Source organism: Nocardia halotolerans (assembly GCF_042650145.1).
Lineage (GTDB): Bacteria > Actinomycetota > Actinomycetes > Mycobacteriales > Mycobacteriaceae > Nocardia > Nocardia halotolerans.
The window spans coordinates 1013839-1030510 of record NZ_JBHSDL010000014.1 but is presented as its reverse complement, the minus strand read 5'-3'; the positions used below and the strand labels follow the sequence as shown (position 1 = coordinate 1030510).

Genomic DNA, 16672 nt, shown 5'->3' with positions numbered 1-16672 from the left:
TCACAGCGCGCCGTTGTTCACCATGCCGGGTTTCATAGTGCGCCGTGTTCCCGTGGCGTGGTTCACCACACGCCGTGGTCCACGTCCCCGTTGTTCACAGCTTCTGGTGTCCAATTGCCGTGGCGTTTCGTCAGGCCGTAGCCGGAGCGTGCGGCTGTTCGTCAGGCGTCACCGCTGTCGGCTGGGCGATCGGTGCGAACCCGGGGAGTCGCCCGTCGACGAGCGGGATCATCAATTGCACCAGCGGTCCGATGCCGAACGCGTACACCAGCGTGCCGACCCCCACGCTGCCACCGAGAACCCAGCCGGTGGTCAGCACGGTGACCTCGATGCCGGTACGAACAGTCCAGATCGACCACCCGGTCCGGGAAACAAGTCCAGTCATCAGTCCATCGCGGGGCCCCGGACCCATCCCCGCACCGATGTAGAGCACCGTCGCGGCAGCGTTCACCACCACGGCGGCACCCATGGCCGGTACCCGCAGCCATAGACCCTCGAAATCGGGCATCAACCACAGCCCCGCATCGACCGCCACCGCGATCACCACCACATTGCTGACGGTTCCCAGCCCCGGCCGCTGCCGCAGCGGGAGCCAGGCGAGCAGCACGACCACACCGGTCAACGCGGTCACCATCCCGAAACTCAACGGCACATGCGCGGCCACACCCTGATGAAAGACATCCCACGGGTCGAGCCCGAGCCCCGCCCGGATCATCACCGCCATCGATGTCCCGTACAACCACAGACCGAGGTAGAGCGCGACCAGGCGACGAGTGAGCATGGGATCAGCATCCCCTGATACTGGACTGTTGAAAAAGCGCCACTTATCAATATCTGGACTGATCTAGTTCCGTGTCAGTGGAACTTCCCGTGCTCCTCCGGCGGTACCTCGGTCTCCTCATGGGTTTGTGACCAGTGCCAGTCCCGGGTCGCGAACAGCTTCCATCCGGGAACACGGACGCCCGCGATACCGAGATCGAAGTCCTGCAGTACTTCGCGGCGGCCCAGCATGAGCCGTACATGCCGAGCGGAGTCCGCCGGATCCGACGGACCACGATCGATGACAAGGGCAGTGCGGCGACCGTCTTCGGTATGGACAAGGGCATCACATCGGTATCCGGAGACCGTTTCGGATACAGCGAATCGGGCGTTGTTGTGCCCCAACGCGCGTTGCAGTCGGCGCTGGAGTCGGTCGAAGGGCGGGGAGTCGAGCCCGTCACCTGTCCCATCGCCCACGTGGCGGAGCAGGACACCGCCGAGTCGACGCTGTGACCAGAGATTTCGATCGCCAACGACGATCAGATTGCTGCGTGCACGGGTGATGGCGACATTCCACAGATTGAGTTGACTGTCGACCCAGTTGATCGAGCCCTTACGCATATTCGGTGTGGCGACCAGCGAGTAGATCATGATGTCGCGCTCGCCACCCTGGAACGCATGGACGGTGCCTACACGAACGTCTGCGAAACCACGGCCGAGCATCCGTTCGATCATCTCAGCCTGTGGTCTGAACGGTGTGACCACGCCGATTGTGGCGTCCTCCGGCAACTGGCCGGGGCTGCGCAGGGATTTCACCGTGTCGACGACCAACTCGGCTTCAGCCCGGTTGTACCAGGAGCTTCCAGAATTGGGCTGTTCGGCTCGGCCTCGGACATCGATCCAATCGATGGCGGGCGAGTTCGCCACGGCAGGACGGCTTCGGATGTCGGTCATCACGGTCAGCCGACCCGCGTAGAACTCGGCATTGACCAGATCGGCAATTTTGGGATGGCAGCGGAAATGCTCGTCGAGCAGCAGGGTCGTGCGAGCGGACCGTTCTGCGGCCCGGAAACTGGAATGCCTGCGGTAGGACATGCGGTGGTCCTCGAGCCACGCCTGCCCGGTTTGTGTGTCCCGGGCGATCTCTCGTTCTTGTTTCGGAGTCAGCCCGTTGGCGATGTGGGCGAGTTGCATCGGATCACCGATGATCAGAGCCCGTTTCGCGCGGTACAGCAGCGGTAGCACGTGTGGAATCGAGCATTGGCTGGCTTCGTCGATGACGACCAGGTCGAATAGTCCTGGATCGATGGGAAACCGTCGCGCGGACATGGTTGTCACTGCCCAGGCGCGGGCCGCTGGGAGTACGGCCTTCAGTGCGCGCCAGTTGTTTCGGTCCTTGCTGTTCACGAACTCCGAGATCGCGTTTCGCCCTTGAACGGCTGCGGCGTGGACAGCGCCTTCGAGTACCGCGGTGGATGCATCGCGAACCCGTTGCTCGGTGTTGCGCAGAGCGGCGGTCACGACGGCGTCGTCCGGTACGGGCTGCGCACCGGCAAACGCCGCACGCCAACTGGACTCGGTGACCGCGAATTGGTGCAACGCCTCACACCCTGCGGCCAGTTCGGTGACCGCCTCGCGCACACCGAATCTGGTGAGCAGGCGGGTGCGTCGCCATCCGCCGAACACGCGTGCGTCTCTGATCGACCGCGCTTTCCGTGCGACGGCTTCCGGCCTGGCACCAAGTCTTCTGCTCAACACGCCGACGTCGACGCCCAGGGCTGCCGCGTGTTGCTCGCGGTCGGTGCCGGCTTGTAGGAGCAGGCGTTCGCGCAGGCCGAGGGTGTGCAGAAACTGGTGCTCCGCCTGGAGGCTTTCGCGTGCGTTCTGTAGGTGGGCAAGGGCAGTCGGCAGGCTGTGCTCGGGTGCGCGAACTTCGAGCAGTGCTCGTAGGGTTGCGTCCCGGCCATCCAGGTGCTCGAGCTTCCCGGTGCGGACGATGCTGTTCGGTGTGAGGTCGTCGCATCGGCCGTGGACTTCGTCGACTGCCTGGTTGTTCGTGGAGGCGACCAGAACGGTGTTGCCGTTGGCGACCGCGGTGGCGACGAGATTGGCGACGAGCTGGCTCTTACCTGTACCGGGCGGTCCGGTGGCCACGGTGAGCCGACGGGTCATCGCCGACCTGATCACGGCCTCTTGACCTTCGTTGCACGGTAGCGGGGTGACGATGTCGAACGGTCGGGCGTCGGTTCGGGGTTCGGTTCGCTCCCGAGGATCCGGCGACAGTGCTGCAAGCGCGGTGTCCTTGATGCTGTCTGCGCGAGCTCCGATCGTTTCGAGGTCTTTGAGCAGGTTCTTCTCGGGGTCGTTCGGCGAGACCCGGAACAGTACGGCGGCGTTGCGAGCACCATCGAGCGCGGTGTCCACGTCGATGAATCCGGAAAGCTGCTCGGGTTCGAGGCGCTGGACGGTCGCGATCTCCAGTTCCTGGGTCAGTAGGTGCCCGATGTCCTTGGCCATCAAGGAGTGCTGACCCGCATGCCAGGTTGGCCGGTAGTCACCGGCAGGGCCCGGCGCGGTGCCGTCGCCGTGATGCTCGGCAACCAACTTCGGGTGCAACAGCACCGGCCCTGTGGGTTGCAGCCGAGATCCGTGCTCGGTAGCGACGATCTCCACCCGGCGAACCAGCAGCGGAACGAAGTGGTGCTGAGTTCTTCCTCGGGAGCTTCGCTGAACGGGAAGCACCACCGCCGGGTACCCAGCCCACAGCTCTTCGTTTGCGGTTTCCGTCGCATCGACCAGTTGTTGTGCCTGCGCAGGCACAGCGATGCGGTGGTCGTTGTCCACCGTGCCGGACAAGAACGGCTCACTACCGGTCAGGCAGACATGCGTTTCGCCGTGATCGCTCACTGCGAGAGTGGGCATCTGCTCCCGTTTCGCCTGTAAGCACCGCCGGTAGTAGGACAGCAGACTGGGCCAGGTCGGTGGCGTGGGAACTGCGGGGTCGCCGATGTGCGGGATCGGTGTTGTCGTGCCGTCGGGTCGGCGAGTGATCGGCGTCAGGACCGGTCGCCCGTGCGGCCGTGTGGCCACCACGATTCGTCCGTCGATGTGCAGTGTCGAGCTGACCGGCGTCTGTGCGGCGCCGCGCGATGCTCCGCCTGCGCGTGCCATCCGCTTACCGACGTGCTGAAACAGCCCTTCGATGGTGACTTCGCCGGTGTCGGGTTCCGCGGCGTCGCCGCTGCACAGGGTTTCGATCACGTGACCGGTGAAGGCTGACGGGGCCACCTCACCATCGACCTCGCCGGCGTACGAGTATTCAGTGGCACGCGAGGACGACAGCACGTACACACCTTGGCTCAGGACGGGTGGCATCTCCTGGCTTTGGGTTTGGGCGCTCTTGGGGACCGGCAGCGGATCGGCAGTGCGGAATCCGAGTGTGAATCCGCCGCTTTGGCAGCAGTCGATCATCAGGACCTTCTGTGCTGCCGTGCATTCTTCGAGCTGGCGGGCAACGAAATCGGAACTGACCGCGCTTGCTGCCACACTGTCGTAGTCGGTGTCGGTGGCCACGAAGTGGAACATTCCATCGGTCTGCACCAATCGGGTGCCGTGGCCCGACACGTAGAGCATCACCAGCTCATCCTGGGCGCAATTCTGGAGGAACTGTTCGATCTCGGCGCACATCTGGGCGGCTGTGGGGTCGAACACCGGCCGGACTTCGGTGAAGCCGCCGACCTGTGGATGCAACAACGCCTGATGCAGCAGTGCCACGTCGGCCCGCACCGACGGCAACGCCGGGTATTTGACGTGCGCGTAGGTTTCGTTGCCGATCAGCAGCGCTCGCCGGCGGAGCGACGCAGGCATCAGGCCTCCCCGACAGGCGGATCCAGGGCGTCAGGTTCGGAGTCGAGTTGGTCGACGAGTCGGTGGACATCCACCGGTTGGCCGTCTATCACCACCGAAGCTCGGGTGCCGATGATTTCGACGTGGCGGTTCTGTTCTCTTGCGCACCAGTGCTGAATGGCGGCGATCAGGACCTGGGCACCGGCCCGCGAGCTCGCGGCGGCGATCGCCGCCCACAGCAACATGTCCTGATTTACCGATCCCTTGGTCCGGGGATCGGTGGGGGTATCCGCTGGTACGGCGAAACCCGCCGTGATCTTCTCCGAGCTTGCGAGCGTAGCTCGTAGATCGCGGGTCAGGCGCTCCCGCCGCATCGAGTTCCCGCCCACCACCGTGACATGCCATCGTTGTTGCTCGCGTCGCAACACAGCCCCCTTCGATCGAGATCGATTCGCTATCATTATGCACAAGGCGATGGTTACGGGATGGCTGCTTGCAAATGAATTCGCTTTGCTGACAACGATTTTGGTCGATTCGTCCGATTCTGTACGGGGAGCTCACCCTTCGTGCGCGAGCAACCAGCGCTTGGCGTCGAGCCCCCAGCGGAACCCGCCGAGCGCCCCGCCGATGCGCAGCACCCGATGGCACGGGACGAACAGTGCCGCCGCGTTGCGCGCGCACGCGTTGGCGGCGGCTCGGGTGGCGTCGGGGCGTCCGGACAGGGCGGCGAATTCGGTGTAGGTCACCGGCTCGCCCGCGGGGATCTTGCGCAGGACGTCCCAGGCGTGGGCGAGGAATTCGCCGGAGCGCTGGTGGACGGGGATCGGGTCGATCGCGGCCAGGTCGCCCGCGTGGTAGTCGGTGACCGCGCGGGTGAGGGCCCCGAGTGAATCCCGTTGCCGCAGTTCGGTGGGGCGCAGGCTGGGGTGGACGAGCGCGGTGAGTTCTCGTGCGTCACTTGTCCAGCCGGCGGCGAGGACGGCGCCGTCGGGGTCGGCGATCGTGGTGAACGGGCCGAGTGGGGTGCTGACGGTGGCGTGGTCGGCGCGACGAACAATGTTGGTGGTCATGGGGTTTCGCTTCCGGTCGATGTTTCACGAATAGGTGGGCAGTGGCACGGCGCCGCGTTGTGCCAGTGCCGTCTTCCACAGGTGCATGGACAGGTAGGAGCGCCACGGCGACCAGCGGTCGGAGTGGGTGAGGTCGATGTCGGCCAGGGCCGCGCCCTGACGGACCACCAGGTCGGTGCCGAGCAGGATGTCGGGGTCCGACAGCGATCGCATGGTCACGTAGTCGGCGGTCCACGGCCCGACACCGTCGAGGGCGAGCAGGTCGCGTCGCAGGTCGGCGGCGGTGCGGCCGGGATGCAGGACCAGTGCGCCGTCGGCGACGGCGCGTGCGGCGGACACGATGGCCGCGATCCGGCGCGTCGGTCCGGTGAGTACCTCGGCGCCGTGTTCGGCCACCGCGGCGGGGGTGGGGAACAGCCGCGGTACCGGTCCGTCGATCCGCTCGCCGAGCGCCTCGACCAGCCGGGCGGTGTGGGTGGCCGCGGCCCGCACGGAGATCTGCTGGCCGATCATGGTGCGCAGCAACAGTTCCGCACCGTCCAGGCAGCCGGGCACCCGGATCCCCGGCGTGAAACCGTGGTCGGCGACCGCCGGTGCCACGCGGGTGTCCTCGTCGCCTCCGGCCGCGACCCGCAACCCCAAACCCTCGTCGATCCCCACCGGGTCCGCGTCCAGATCGAGCAGATGCCGCACCCGCGACACGGTCGGCGCCAGGTCGCGCATGTCGCGCAGCGCCAGCTCCGCCCGCACGTGCCCCGGCCGGAACGACAGCCGGATCGTCGCGTGCCCGTGCGGGGTGCGCAGGCTGCGGGTGTAGACCCCGTCGTCCCACAGCTCGATTCCCGCCACCGTGTGCGCGGACAGGAACCAGGCCAGCCAGCCGGTGTCGAGGGGTTCGCGGTAGGGCAGACGCAGCGTCAGCAGCCCGGGGGTGACCGGTGCGACCACGTCGGCGCGCGGTGACCGGCGTGATTCGGCGCGCATGGTCGACGGGCTGACCACGAACACCTCACGCACGGTGTCGTTGAACTGGCGGATGCTGGCGAATCCCGCCGCGAAAGCGATGTCCGACATCGGCATCTCGGTGGTCTGGATCAGCAGTCGCGCGGTGTGCGCGCGGTGCGCCCTGGCCAGCGCGAGCGGCCCGGCACCGAGTTCGGTGGTGAGCACCCGGGTGAGCTGCCGTTGCGAATAGCCCAGGGTGGCAGCGAGTTCCGGCACGCCACCGCGTTCGATCACCCCGTCGCCGATCAGTCGCATGGCCCGCGCGGCCAGGTCGGCGCGCACGTTCCACAGCGGGGAACCGGGCGCCGCGTCGGGCAGGCAGCGGCGGCAGGCGCGATAGCCGGCCTGCTGGGCCGCCGCGGCGGTGGGCAGGAACGACACATTGGTTCGCTTGGGGGTGATCGCCGGGCACGAGGGCCGGCAGTAGATGCCGGTGGTGCGTACCGCGGTGAAGAACTGCCCGTCGAAGCGGGAGTCGCGGGTGGAGACCGCGCGGTAGCAGCGCTCGAAGTCCATAGCGGTGATCGTCACGAGTTCCACGATGACAGCATCGCGACGAGGGTGCTAGCGGAAATCGGCCATCTGGATCCGGCTCTGATCAGCAGCAGCGCGTGGTCGGGTTCCGTTCCGCGTCGGCATAGCGTGCACGCCAGTACTCGCGCTCCGAGGGCACCGGGCGGCCCGGATGCATTCGCCGGAAATGGTCGACGTAGCGCTGGTAGTCCTGGCCGCCGTTGATCGCGCTGTACCAACGGGCGACCCCGCGTGCCGCCGCCCAGACTCGGCCGAGGACGCTCCCCTCCTCGGCCGGACGCGCGCTGCCGAGTGGGCGTACGGCAGCCCGAGCGCCGACGGCCGATCCGCGAAACCGGCCGTCGGCGTCTCTGTCCGGGCTCACAGCCGAGAAGATTCCGCCGAACCGGGCGCGTTCACGCGGCCCTCGGCGATCAGCGCATCCCATTCCTTCTGCACGTCCTTCTCCGCCGCGGTGGCGACGAACCCGCTGGGGGAGAAGATCTTCGACGGCTGTTCCTCGGCCTCGCTGCTCGACACGGTGCCCGACCGGACCGCCCGCACACACACCAGCACACCGACGGCGGTGACGATCAGCACCAGCACCGCGAACACGATCGACAGCGTGCCCTGGATGAAGGTGTTACGAATCGCGATCTCGACCTGGTCGGGCTTGGCCGTCAAACAGCCCTGGCCCGCGTCCTTGGCTGCCTGGCACAGGCTGTGCTGCTTCCAGAAACCGAGCTTGGGATCATCGGAGAAGATCTTCTGCCAGGACGCGGTCATCGTGACGATCAGATCCCACACCAGCGGAACGCCGGGGATCCACGCCCACTTCCACTGTCCGCGTTTGACGATGATCGTCAGGACCACTGTCAACGCGATCGCGGCGAGCAACTGGTTGGCGATGCCGAACAGCGGATACAGCGCGTTGATGCCACCGAACGGATCGCCGACACCCATCAGCAGCACGCTGCCCCAGCCCGCGACCACGAGCAGCGAGCACACCCACGCGCCGATCCGCCAGGACGGATCACGGAACCGCTTGAATCCGCCACCGAGGTTGCCCAGCGCGTCGGAGACCAGGAACCGCGCGACACGGGTGCCCGCGTCGATGGTGGTGAGGATGAACAGGGCCTCGAACATGATCGCGAAGTGGTACCAGAACGCCTTCATCGACTGGCCGCCGAGGAAGTCGGAGAAGACCTGCGAGATGCCGATCGCCAGGGTCGGCGCGCCGCCGGTGCGCGAGACGATGGAGTGCTCGCCCACGTCGGCGGCGGTGTCGGCGAACAGTTCCGGTGTGGCGGCCGGGCCGGACAGGCCCAGTGAGTTCGTGAACGCGGCGGCGCCTTCGGGCGTGCCACCGGTGAGCCCGGCCGAGGCGTTCATGCCGAAGTACAGGTGCTGATCGATGATCGAGGCGGTGATGATGGCCATCACCGCGACGAACGACTCCATCAGCATGCCGCCGTAGCCGATCATCTTGGCGTTGGATTCCTTGGCCAGCAGCTTCGGTGTAGTACCCGAGGACACCAGTGCGTGGAAACCCGAGAGCGCGCCACAGGCGATGGTGATGAACAGGAACGGGAAGAGGCTGCCCGCGAACGCCGGACCTGTTCCGCTGGTGGCGAATTCGGAGACGGCCGGCGCCTTCAGCACCGGCATCGTGATCAGGATGCCCGCGGCCAGCAGCACGATCGTGCCGACCTTCATGAACGTCGACAGGTAGTCGCGCGGTGCGAGCAGCAGCCACACCGGTAGCACCGAAGCGAGGAAACCGTAGCCGATCAGACACCAGGCGATGGTGGTGCGCGACAACGTGAACCAGTCGGCCCCCCATTCGGTTTCCGACACCCAGCCGCCGCCGATGATCGCCGCCAGCAGCAGCGCGATACCGATCGCCGACACCTCGCCGACCGCACCCGGACGCAAATACCGCAGGTACACGCCCATGAACAGTGCGATCGGGATGGTCATCGCGATCGAGAACACGCCCCACGGGCTCTCGCCGAGCGCGTTCACCACCACCAGCGCCAGTACCGCCAGCAGGATCGTCATGATCACCAGAATCGCCACGATCGCCGCGACACCACCCACGGCGCCCAGCTCGTCGCGCGCCATCTGACCGAGACTGCGGCCGCGGCGGCGCGTGGAGGCCCACAGCACCAGGTAGTCCTGCACCGCCCCGGCGAACACCACGCCGACGATGATCCAGATCGTGCCGGGCAGATAACCCATCTGCGCGGCCAGCACCGGACCGACCAGTGGCCCGGCGCCCGCGATGGCGGCGAAGTGGTGCCCGTAGAGCACGCGCCGATCCATCGGCATGAAATCTTTGCCGTTGTCGTGGATTTCGGCGGGAGTGGCGACGTCGTCGCGCGGCTTGGTGATCTTCCATTCGATGAACCGCGCGTAGAAGCGGTAGGCGATGATGTAGGTACAGACCGCCGCGATCACGATCCACACCGCGTTCACCGACTCGCCGCGAACGAAGGCGATGATCGTCCAGGCGATGGCGCCGAGCACCGCGATGCCCGCGAACACGGCCTTCTTCGCGGGCGTGATCGGCGTGCGATCGACGATGCCGACCGGAGGTAAGTCTGGTTCGGTCCGCAGATATTCGATGGTCGCCATGACTCAACTCCTGTACAACGCGCCAGAGCATCGGGTGAAGCATCGACAACGTAGCCGATCGCCGATTCGCGACGGAGAGGTTCGCACACCATCGTGGAGATGATGAAATTTTGTTCAGATCGTCAGGCGCCGAAGGGGTCGACAGGGCCAAGAGTGCTCTCCGCGGGACGGCGAGGGCGGTGAGATTTCGCACTCGGGGGCCCTGAACCTGTGGAAACGCGAGGTCAGCCGGTTAATGTTGCGCCTTCGCTCAATTCTTGTAGGAGGTGTCATGCGGCGGGTTCGATACGAACGCAGCGGTGGTTCGGAGATGCTCGAGGTCGTCGCGGCCGAGATGCCGGTGCCCGGTGCCGGCGAGCTGCTGGTCCGGGTCGAGGCGATCGGCGTCACGCTCTCGGCGATCCGGCGGATCAGCGCCCAGCCCGTGGCCCAGCAGTTGCGTGCCGAGGTGGCCGGTGAGGTCGTCGCAGTGGGTGACGGGGTCGACGGTTACAGCGCCGGTTACCGCGTCGTCGGGCTGTGCACCTCCGATGCCTACGCCGAGTTCGCCATCCTGTCGGTCGAGCAGGTCTCCGCCATTCCCGACGGCGCCTCCGCCGTCGATGCCGTCGCGTTGATGCGCAGTGGTCTCGTCGCGCTCGGCGCACTCGACACCGCCGTGCCGCGCGAAGGTGAGACCGCCCTGGTCACCGCCGCAGCCGGGGGCGTCGGCCATCTCGCGGTGCAGCTGGCCCGGGTGCGCGGGGCGAGCTGGGTCGTCGGCGCGGTCTCCGACGCCGCCAAGGTCGACTTCGTGCGTGAACTCGGTGCCGACGAGGTCTTCACCTACGACCAGCTGCACTGCGCCAAGCAGGCCGACTACGCCCTCGACGGCGTCGGCGGCGCCGGACTCGGCGACGCCCTCACCGGCCTCGCCGAAGGCGGCCGCACCGTCACCTATGGCACGGCCGGCCTCGTCGACACCGAAGTCCTGCTCGCCGGCGGCAAATCCGTGACCGGTTTCCGCATCGGCCGCCTCGCCCAGCGCGACCCCGCCCACTACGAGCACCTACGCCAGGAGATCTGGCAGTACTACGCCTCCGGCCTACTGCACCCCGTAGTCCACGCCGAATACCCCCTCGACGCCGCCGCAGCAGCCCACGCCCTCATCGAAACCCGAGCCAACCTCGGCAAGGTTGTCCTCATCCCCTGACCCACCACGTTGGACAGTTGATCACCAGGCTCTCAGGTATGTATCGGCCGAGAACGACCACCATCAGCGCCTGGTGATCAATCGTCCAGGTCGGGACCTGGGCGGTGCGGGAGGGGCGGTGGGTGGGGCGTAGACTTTTGTCCTCGTGAGCCTCACCCTTGGAATTGTCGGCCTGCCCAACGTTGGAAAGTCGACGTTGTTCAACGCGTTGACCAAGAACGACGTGCTGGCCGCGAACTATCCGTTCGCGACCATCGAACCCAACGTCGGCGTGGTTCCGCTGCCAGATCCGCGCCTGGACAAGCTGGCCGAGATCTTCGGTTCCGAGAAGATCGTGCCCGCGGTGGTGTCGTTCGTCGACATCGCCGGCATCGTGAAGGGCGCCTCCGAAGGCGCGGGCCTGGGCAACAAGTTCCTCGCCAACATCCGTGAGGCCGACGCCATCTGCCAGGTGGTGCGGGTGTTCGCCGACGACGACGTGGTCCACGTCGACGGCAAGGTCGACGCCGCCGCCGACATCGAGGTCATCGAAACCGAGCTCATCCTCGCCGACCTGCAAACCCTCGAGAAGGCCATCCCGCGCCTCGAGAAGGAAGCCCGCGTCAAGAAGGACCGCAAGCCCCTGCTCGACGCCGCCAAGGTCGCCGAGGGTTTCCTCAACGAGGGCACCACCCTGTTCGCCGCGGGCAACAAGATCGACGCCGAACTGCTGCGTGAGCTGTCGCTGCTCACCGTCAAGCCGTTCCTCTACGTCTTCAACGCCGACGAATCCGTGCTCACCGACGAGGCCAAAGTCGCCGAACTCAAAGCCGCCGTCGCCCCCGCCGACGCCGTCTTCCTCGACGCCAAGGTCGAAGCCGAACTCCTCGAACTCGACGACGAATCCGCCCTGGAACTGCTCGAGTCCATCGGCCAGACCGAACCCGGCCTGCACGGCCTGGCCCGCGCCGGCTTCCACACCCTCGGCCTGCAGACCTACCTCACCGCAGGCCCCAAAGAAGCCCGAGCCTGGACCATCCACCAGGGCGACACCGCCCCCAAGGCCGCCGGCGTCATCCACACCGACTTCGAACGCGGCTTCATCAAGGCCGAAATCGTCGCCTTCGACGATCTGGTCGAGGCGGGGTCGATGGCTGCTGCCAAGGCCGCGGGCAAGGTCCGCATGGAGGGCAAGGACTACGTCATGTCCGACGGCGACGTGGTCGAGTTCCGTTTCAACGTGTGATCGCTGGGATCATCGGACTGGCGTTGCGATCGGATCAATCCGCGCGTCGATAGTGCATGGCGACCGCACCGTTGCTCAGCGGGTCGGCTGAGACCAACTCGAGCCGTCGCGTGCTGGGCAACCCTTTCTGATACAGCGTCGGGCCGTGCCCGGTGATTCTCGGGTGGACCAGGAACCTGTACTCGTCGATCAGGTCCAGGCGATCCAACTCGACGGCGAGGTTGCCGCTACCGAGGAGTACGCCCTCCGGTGTCGCGTCTTTCAGCCGCTGCACGCTGGTGTGGAGATCGCCTGTGAGGTGGTGAGTGTTGTTCCAAGGGAAGTCTTTACGCGTGGACGACACCACGTATTTCGGCTTCGCCTCCAACTTGATCGCCCATTCGCGCATCGCCGGTGGTGCTGCCTGCTCACCGCCGGCCACGGCCGGCCAGTAGCTCTCCATCATCTCGTAGGTGACACGGCCCCACAGCATCGCCCCGGAACTGTCCATGAGCTGGGTGAAGGAAGCGTGCGTTTCATCGTCGGCGATTCCCTCCTGGTGATCGACGCAGCCATCCAAGGTGAGGTTGATGCTGAAGGTCAGGAGTCCCATCCGGCGAGCGTAGTGCGGCCTTGCCCGCTACGCCGGACGATACAGCGATCCCGGTGTCTGCCCGAAGGTCTGGCGGAACGTGGTGACGAACGCGCTGGCGGAGGAGTAGCCGCAGGCGCCGGCGGTCCGGGTGACGGACTTGCCTTCGGCGAGCAGCCGGGTCGCCAGGTGCAGCCGGAGCTGGTTGCGCCACACCGGGAAACCCATCCCGACCTCGTTGTGGAACAGCCGTGAGAGCGTGCGCTCGCTTGCGCCCACCTGTCGACCCAGCACGGCCAGGCCGGGGGAGGTGGTCATATCGGCCTCCAGGATGGCCTGCACGTTTCGTAGTCGCGTGTCGCGGAGGGTGGGGAGCATCGTCGCGGCGCCGGGCGACGGCTCGAGCTGATCGACGAGCACGCGCAGGAGCCGGCGCGCCGCGGGTGTGGTGGCGGGACCGTTGGCCGAGCAGGCGATCGTCAGTTCCCGAAACAGTGGGCGCACCAGCACCAGGGACGGTACGTGCTCGACCGGCGGTGGCGTCGCGGCCGGAATACCCACCATGTGCACCGTCGTCGCGCCCCGAACCTGCCAGTGGTGCACGGTTCCACCGGGCACCCAGACCGCACGGACCGACGGCGTGAACCAGGTCCCGTCGGGCACCATCACCTCGAGCACGCCGGAGCTCGCGTAGAGGAGCTGGTGATCGTCATGGCGATGCGGCGTGACCTCGTCGCCGGGGGACAGATGGCGGGTCTCGGTCGGCGCCACGGCAACGGGGCGGATTTCTGACATCGCTCGTCAGTCTAGTGAAAGCGCGCCGAACCGGATCCGCTCAGGCTGGAAGGATGCCCTCCGCAGCAGCTCGTTCGGCCCGCCACAGTGCTCGCCTGCTGGCGTATTCGCATGTGACAGTCGATTTCTATCAGGGTGCGCTCGCCGCGCTCGTTCCTTTTCTCGTCCTCGAGCGTGGCTATACCTATGCCGCCGCCGCGGGAGTCGTGCTCGCCAGCTCGTTGTCGTCGTCGGTCGTGCAGCCGCTGTTCGGGGCGCTGGGCGACCGGTGGCGGCTGCCGTGGCTGATCCCGGTGAGCATCTTCTTCGCCGGCGCCGGCATGGCCGGGATCGCGGTGTCCGAGTCGTTCTGGATCACCGCCGTCGTGGCCGCCGTCTCGGGTGTGGGCGTGGCCGCGTACCACCCGGCGGGCGCGGGCCGGGCCCGCGAGATCAGCGGCGACGACCACGTGTTGATGTCCTGGTTCTCCCTCGGCGGCAACATCGGTTTCGCCGTCGCCCCGCTCGTCGTCGCCGCCACCGTCGGCGTCCTCGGGCTGAACGCGAGTCCGCTGCTGATGATCCCGGCTCTGACCGGCATGGTCGCGGTCGCACTCATCGGGAGGGGACGCGTGCCCGCCACGGTCCACACCCCGCAGCGGGCGGCAGTGGGACGCGACGACTGGGTTTCGTTCGCTCGGATGTCGGTGGCGATCATCTGCCGGTCGATCGTGTTCGTCGGGATGGGCTCGTTCATCGTCTTGTTCATGCACCAGTACCGCGGTCTCAGTGACACGTTCGCGGCGGTGTCCCTGTTCGTCTTCTACATCGGCGGCGCGTTCGGTACGGCCATCGGCGGCTATCTCGCCCGCCGATGGCCGCGTACGACGATCGTGCGCGGGGCTTACCTGGCCGCGGTTCCGGTCGTCGCCGGAATGCTCATGGCCCCGGGTTCTCTCGCGTTCGTGTTCATCGCGTTGTCGTCGATCGTGCTGTACGTGCCCTTCTCCCTGCATGTGACGCTGGGGCAGGACTACCTGCCTCGGCACATGGGCACCGCCAGCGGCGTCACCCTCGGCCTGGCAGTGTCCGTCGGGGGCGTGGCCGCTCCGGTCATCGGGGCGCTGGCCGACACGGTCGGCTTGGCGACGGCGCTGCTGCCGCTCATCGCCCTGCCCGCCATCGCCTACCTCGTCCTGCTCGGGATGCCGGACCCGCCGCCCAGGACCAGTCGACAGCCCGGGGACCGCGCCGCCCTGGAAGCTGTTGCGGCGCGACAGACCGAATCATGATCGAGCTCGGTCGGGACGACCTTCCACTTCGTGCATGCCGCATTCGCGGAGGCGCTTCGCCAGGCACGAGTCCGGCCGGTGAGCTCGATGTCCGGACCATCGACCGTGCGAGGGTTCCTCCAGGCTGATCTCATCGATTTCCTGCACGTGACAATCGTCCCGATCGTGCTCGGCTCGGGTGTCAGGCTGTGGGACCACCTGGCGGGCATGGCGGACCGGTTCAGTGTCGTAGATGTGCACGCGCGAGAGCTGAAGCCGTCGGTCGGCTATTTCTTGTCTCCGAGGTTTCGCAATGCGTCGTAAACCTGCTGTGGAGTCGGCTCCTCTGCGGGCAGGGCGAGGTGGGCAGCCTCGGTGCGCAGGCCGTCGATGAGGAAAGCGACTTGGCGGCGCCAGGCATTCGGCACGGTTGTGGCGGTCGCGCGGGAGAGCGCGGCGTTGGCGGCGAAGACGAAGACCAGGTCGGCGCTGGTGAAATCGGATCGGAGCGCACCGGCCTCTCTGGCCCGGTCGACGATCCGTCGCGCGGCGTCCATGGACCGGTTACAGGCGGTCATCAGGCGTTCCGCGCCGGGGTAACGGCCGCTGACCAGGTCGGCAACGGTGAGATCGGTGGCCTGAAGTTCGCACAGCTCCTGGACGTAGTACGCGAATCCTTCCCAGGCGTCCTCGAAGGCCAGGGCCTGCTGGGTGACCTGGTCCAGTAGGCCCGCCGCACGGTCGGTAACCACCTCGTCGATGAGGGCTTCCCGCGTACCGAACAGGTTGTAGAGGGTGCCGTGACTCACCCCGGCTCGCCGGGAGATCTCCTTCAGCGATACCTGCAGGCCGCGCTCCTGAAAGAGCTCGGCGGCGGCGACCCGCAGCTTCTCCGCGTTCCGTTGCGCGTCGACTCGCATCAACTGATCCCTCTCCGGTTCGCCTCCGACGGGACCGTTGCTGTGCTCCGCGAGACAACTTGACCCCGAGGTCAATCTACCTGCTACCGTCGGAACATAAGCTGACCCCAGGGTCAACATAGTGAGAAGGAGCCTCTGTCATGTCCAAAGTGATCGCCATATTCGGGGCAGGCCCCGGTCTCGGCGCCTCCGTAGCCCGCCACTTCGGTCGGCAAGGATTCCGTGTCGCCTTGGTGGCGCGCCGCCGACCAAACCTGGACGCTCTTGTCGAGGACCTGGCGGGACACGGCATCGAAGCAGCCGGGTTCACCGCCGACCTGTCTCGGCCCACCGACGTACCGGCGCTGATCGCCGACATCCGGCACCACTTCGGCCGCATCGACGTCATCGAATACGGGCCGTTCAGCACCGATCAGGTTTTGGCCCCGGCCGTTCGGACGGATGCCACCCTCCTGGAGAAGGGCATCCCGATGTTCTTGCTCACGCCCGTGGAGGTGGTTCGCGCGATGTTGCCGGAGTGGAAGGAGCGGGGCGACGGCGCCTTCCTCCTGACCACCGGCATCACGGCCGTCCACCCTGTGCCCGGGCTCAGCGGTCTGGCTCCCCTCGGTTCCGCCGTTCGCAACTATCTCTACTCACTGCACGGCGAGCTGGCTGACACGGGCATCTACGCCGGGACTCTCTCGGTCGGAGCGACCATCGCCCGCAGCGAGCTGAGCGCACTCATCGCCCGGACCGGAACAACCGCGGAGTTTCCGGTCGTCGATCCCGACGACCTCGCCGCGCAGTACTGGGACATGTACACCCGGCGCGACCGGATCGAGCAGCTCTACCCAGCACCGGCCGGCTGACCAGAACACCAAGGGCCGACTCTGCACTCCCAAGGCCC

Annotated in this window: 15 protein-coding genes; 5 read left to right on the top strand and 10 right to left on the bottom strand. The window is 66.7% G+C overall.

What is annotated here, in order from left to right; translation table 11 throughout:
- Positions 1 to 130: 130 nt before the first annotated feature.
- From yczE to ACFO5K_RS15330, 7 genes are all read right to left on the bottom strand, one after another.
- On the bottom strand, positions 131 to 781 hold the full coding sequence (yczE, locus tag ACFO5K_RS15360; RefSeq protein WP_378562254.1) for a membrane protein YczE: 651 nt from the start codon (positions 779 to 781) through the stop codon (positions 131 to 133).
- Between the two features lie 74 nt (positions 782 to 855).
- Entirely contained in the window at positions 856 to 4626 is a 3771-nt protein-coding gene (locus tag ACFO5K_RS15355) for a caspase, EACC1-associated type (RefSeq protein ID WP_378562251.1), read from the bottom strand.
- A complete protein-coding gene (locus ACFO5K_RS15350; RefSeq protein WP_378562248.1) occupies positions 4626 to 4850 on the bottom strand; it encodes a hypothetical protein in 225 nt (74 codons plus the stop codon). Before ACFO5K_RS15350 ends, ACFO5K_RS15355 begins: the two co-directional genes overlap by 1 nt.
- Before the next feature lie 312 nt (positions 4851 to 5162).
- Entirely contained in the window at positions 5163 to 5675 is a 513-nt protein-coding gene (locus tag ACFO5K_RS15345) for a methylated-DNA--[protein]-cysteine S-methyltransferase (protein ID WP_378562245.1), read from the bottom strand.
- Between the two features lie 24 nt (positions 5676 to 5699).
- Positions 5700 to 7196, bottom strand: a complete 1497-nt coding sequence (locus tag ACFO5K_RS15340) for an Ada metal-binding domain-containing protein (protein WP_378563878.1) — start codon at positions 7194 to 7196, stop codon at positions 5700 to 5702.
- An 82-nt stretch (positions 7197 to 7278) separates the two neighbouring features.
- Positions 7279 to 7641 carry a YbdD/YjiX family protein gene (locus tag ACFO5K_RS15335; protein ID WP_378562243.1) on the bottom strand — a complete coding sequence of 121 codons (363 nt, stop codon included), beginning with the start codon at positions 7639 to 7641 and terminating at the stop codon, positions 7279 to 7281.
- Positions 7575 to 9830, bottom strand: coding sequence for a carbon starvation CstA family protein (locus ACFO5K_RS15330; RefSeq protein ID WP_378562240.1), 2256 nt, complete (start codon positions 9828 to 9830; stop codon positions 7575 to 7577). Before ACFO5K_RS15330 ends, ACFO5K_RS15335 begins: the two co-directional genes overlap by 67 nt.
- A 271-nt stretch (positions 9831 to 10101) precedes the next feature.
- On the opposite strand from ACFO5K_RS15330, the gene ACFO5K_RS15325 reads away from it, so the two are divergent.
- The gene (locus ACFO5K_RS15325; RefSeq protein ID WP_378562237.1) at positions 10102 to 11022 is read left to right on the top strand and encodes a quinone oxidoreductase family protein; all 921 of its coding nucleotides are present in this window, start codon (positions 10102 to 10104) and stop codon (positions 11020 to 11022) included.
- 145 nt (positions 11023 to 11167) lie between these two features.
- The gene (gene ychF, locus ACFO5K_RS15320) at positions 11168 to 12247 is read left to right on the top strand and encodes a redox-regulated ATPase YchF (protein WP_378562234.1); all 1080 of its coding nucleotides are present in this window, start codon (positions 11168 to 11170) and stop codon (positions 12245 to 12247) included.
- 34 nt (positions 12248 to 12281) lie between these two features.
- Here the strand turns inward: ychF and ACFO5K_RS15315 are convergent, their stop codons facing one another.
- Together ACFO5K_RS15315 and ACFO5K_RS15310 are read right to left on the bottom strand one after the other, a co-directional pair.
- A complete protein-coding gene (locus ACFO5K_RS15315) occupies positions 12282 to 12839 on the bottom strand; it encodes a dihydrofolate reductase family protein (RefSeq protein ID WP_378562231.1) in 558 nt (185 codons plus the stop codon).
- 27 nt (positions 12840 to 12866) lie between these two features.
- The gene (locus tag ACFO5K_RS15310; RefSeq protein ID WP_378562228.1) at positions 12867 to 13613 is read right to left on the bottom strand and encodes a helix-turn-helix domain-containing protein; all 747 of its coding nucleotides are present in this window, start codon (positions 13611 to 13613) and stop codon (positions 12867 to 12869) included.
- Positions 13614 to 13666: 53 nt separating this feature from the next.
- Here ACFO5K_RS15310 and ACFO5K_RS15305 point away from each other — a divergent pair, with 53 nt between their 5' ends.
- Positions 13667 to 14884: an MFS transporter gene (locus tag ACFO5K_RS15305; RefSeq protein WP_378562226.1), complete on the top strand. Its 1218-nt coding sequence runs from the start codon at positions 13667 to 13669 to the stop codon at positions 14882 to 14884.
- Positions 14885 to 14914: 30 nt separating this feature from the next.
- Entirely contained in the window at positions 14915 to 15187 is a 273-nt protein-coding gene (locus ACFO5K_RS15300; RefSeq protein ID WP_378562223.1) for a dihydrofolate reductase family protein, read from the top strand.
- Here the strand turns inward: ACFO5K_RS15300 and ACFO5K_RS15295 are convergent.
- Entirely contained in the window at positions 15151 to 15783 is a 633-nt protein-coding gene (locus tag ACFO5K_RS15295) for a TetR/AcrR family transcriptional regulator (protein ID WP_378562221.1), read from the bottom strand. The genes ACFO5K_RS15300 and ACFO5K_RS15295 overlap by 37 nt on opposite strands.
- 140 nt (positions 15784 to 15923) lie before the next feature.
- Here ACFO5K_RS15295 and ACFO5K_RS15290 point away from each other — a divergent pair, with 140 nt between their 5' ends.
- Entirely contained in the window at positions 15924 to 16634 is a 711-nt protein-coding gene (locus ACFO5K_RS15290) for an SDR family NAD(P)-dependent oxidoreductase (RefSeq protein WP_378562219.1), read from the top strand.
- Positions 16635 to 16672 lie beyond the last annotated feature (38 nt).

Coding starts and splice junctions, on each gene's coding strand:
- yczE (WP_378562254.1), bottom strand. CDS start 781: ATGCTCACTCGTCGCCTGGTCGCGCTCTACCTCGGTCTGTGGTTGTAC.
- ACFO5K_RS15355 (WP_378562251.1), bottom strand. CDS start 4,626: ATGCCTGCGTCGCTCCGCCGGCGAGCGCTGCTGATCGGCAACGAAACC.
- ACFO5K_RS15350 (WP_378562248.1), bottom strand. CDS start 4,850: ATGTTGCTGTGGGCGGCGATCGCCGCCGCGAGCTCGCGGGCCGGTGCC.
- ACFO5K_RS15345 (WP_378562245.1), bottom strand. CDS start 5,675: ATGACCACCAACATTGTTCGTCGCGCCGACCACGCCACCGTCAGCACC.
- ACFO5K_RS15340 (WP_378563878.1), bottom strand. CDS start 7,196: ATGGACTTCGAGCGCTGCTACCGCGCGGTCTCCACCCGCGACTCCCGC.
- ACFO5K_RS15335 (WP_378562243.1), bottom strand. CDS start 7,641: ATGGGATGCGCTGATCGCCGAGGGCCGCGTGAACGCGCCCGGTTCGGC.
- ACFO5K_RS15330 (WP_378562240.1), bottom strand. CDS start 9,830: ATGGCGACCATCGAATATCTGCGGACCGAACCAGACTTACCTCCGGTC.
- ACFO5K_RS15325 (WP_378562237.1), top strand. CDS start 10,102: ATGCGGCGGGTTCGATACGAACGCAGCGGTGGTTCGGAGATGCTCGAG.
- ACFO5K_RS15315 (WP_378562231.1), bottom strand. CDS start 12,839: ATGGGACTCCTGACCTTCAGCATCAACCTCACCTTGGATGGCTGCGTC.
- ACFO5K_RS15310 (WP_378562228.1), bottom strand. CDS start 13,613: ATGTCAGAAATCCGCCCCGTTGCCGTGGCGCCGACCGAGACCCGCCAT.
- ACFO5K_RS15305 (WP_378562226.1), top strand. CDS start 13,667: ATGCCCTCCGCAGCAGCTCGTTCGGCCCGCCACAGTGCTCGCCTGCTG.
- ACFO5K_RS15295 (WP_378562221.1), bottom strand. CDS start 15,783: ATGCGAGTCGACGCGCAACGGAACGCGGAGAAGCTGCGGGTCGCCGCC.
- ACFO5K_RS15290 (WP_378562219.1), top strand. CDS start 15,924: ATGTCCAAAGTGATCGCCATATTCGGGGCAGGCCCCGGTCTCGGCGCC.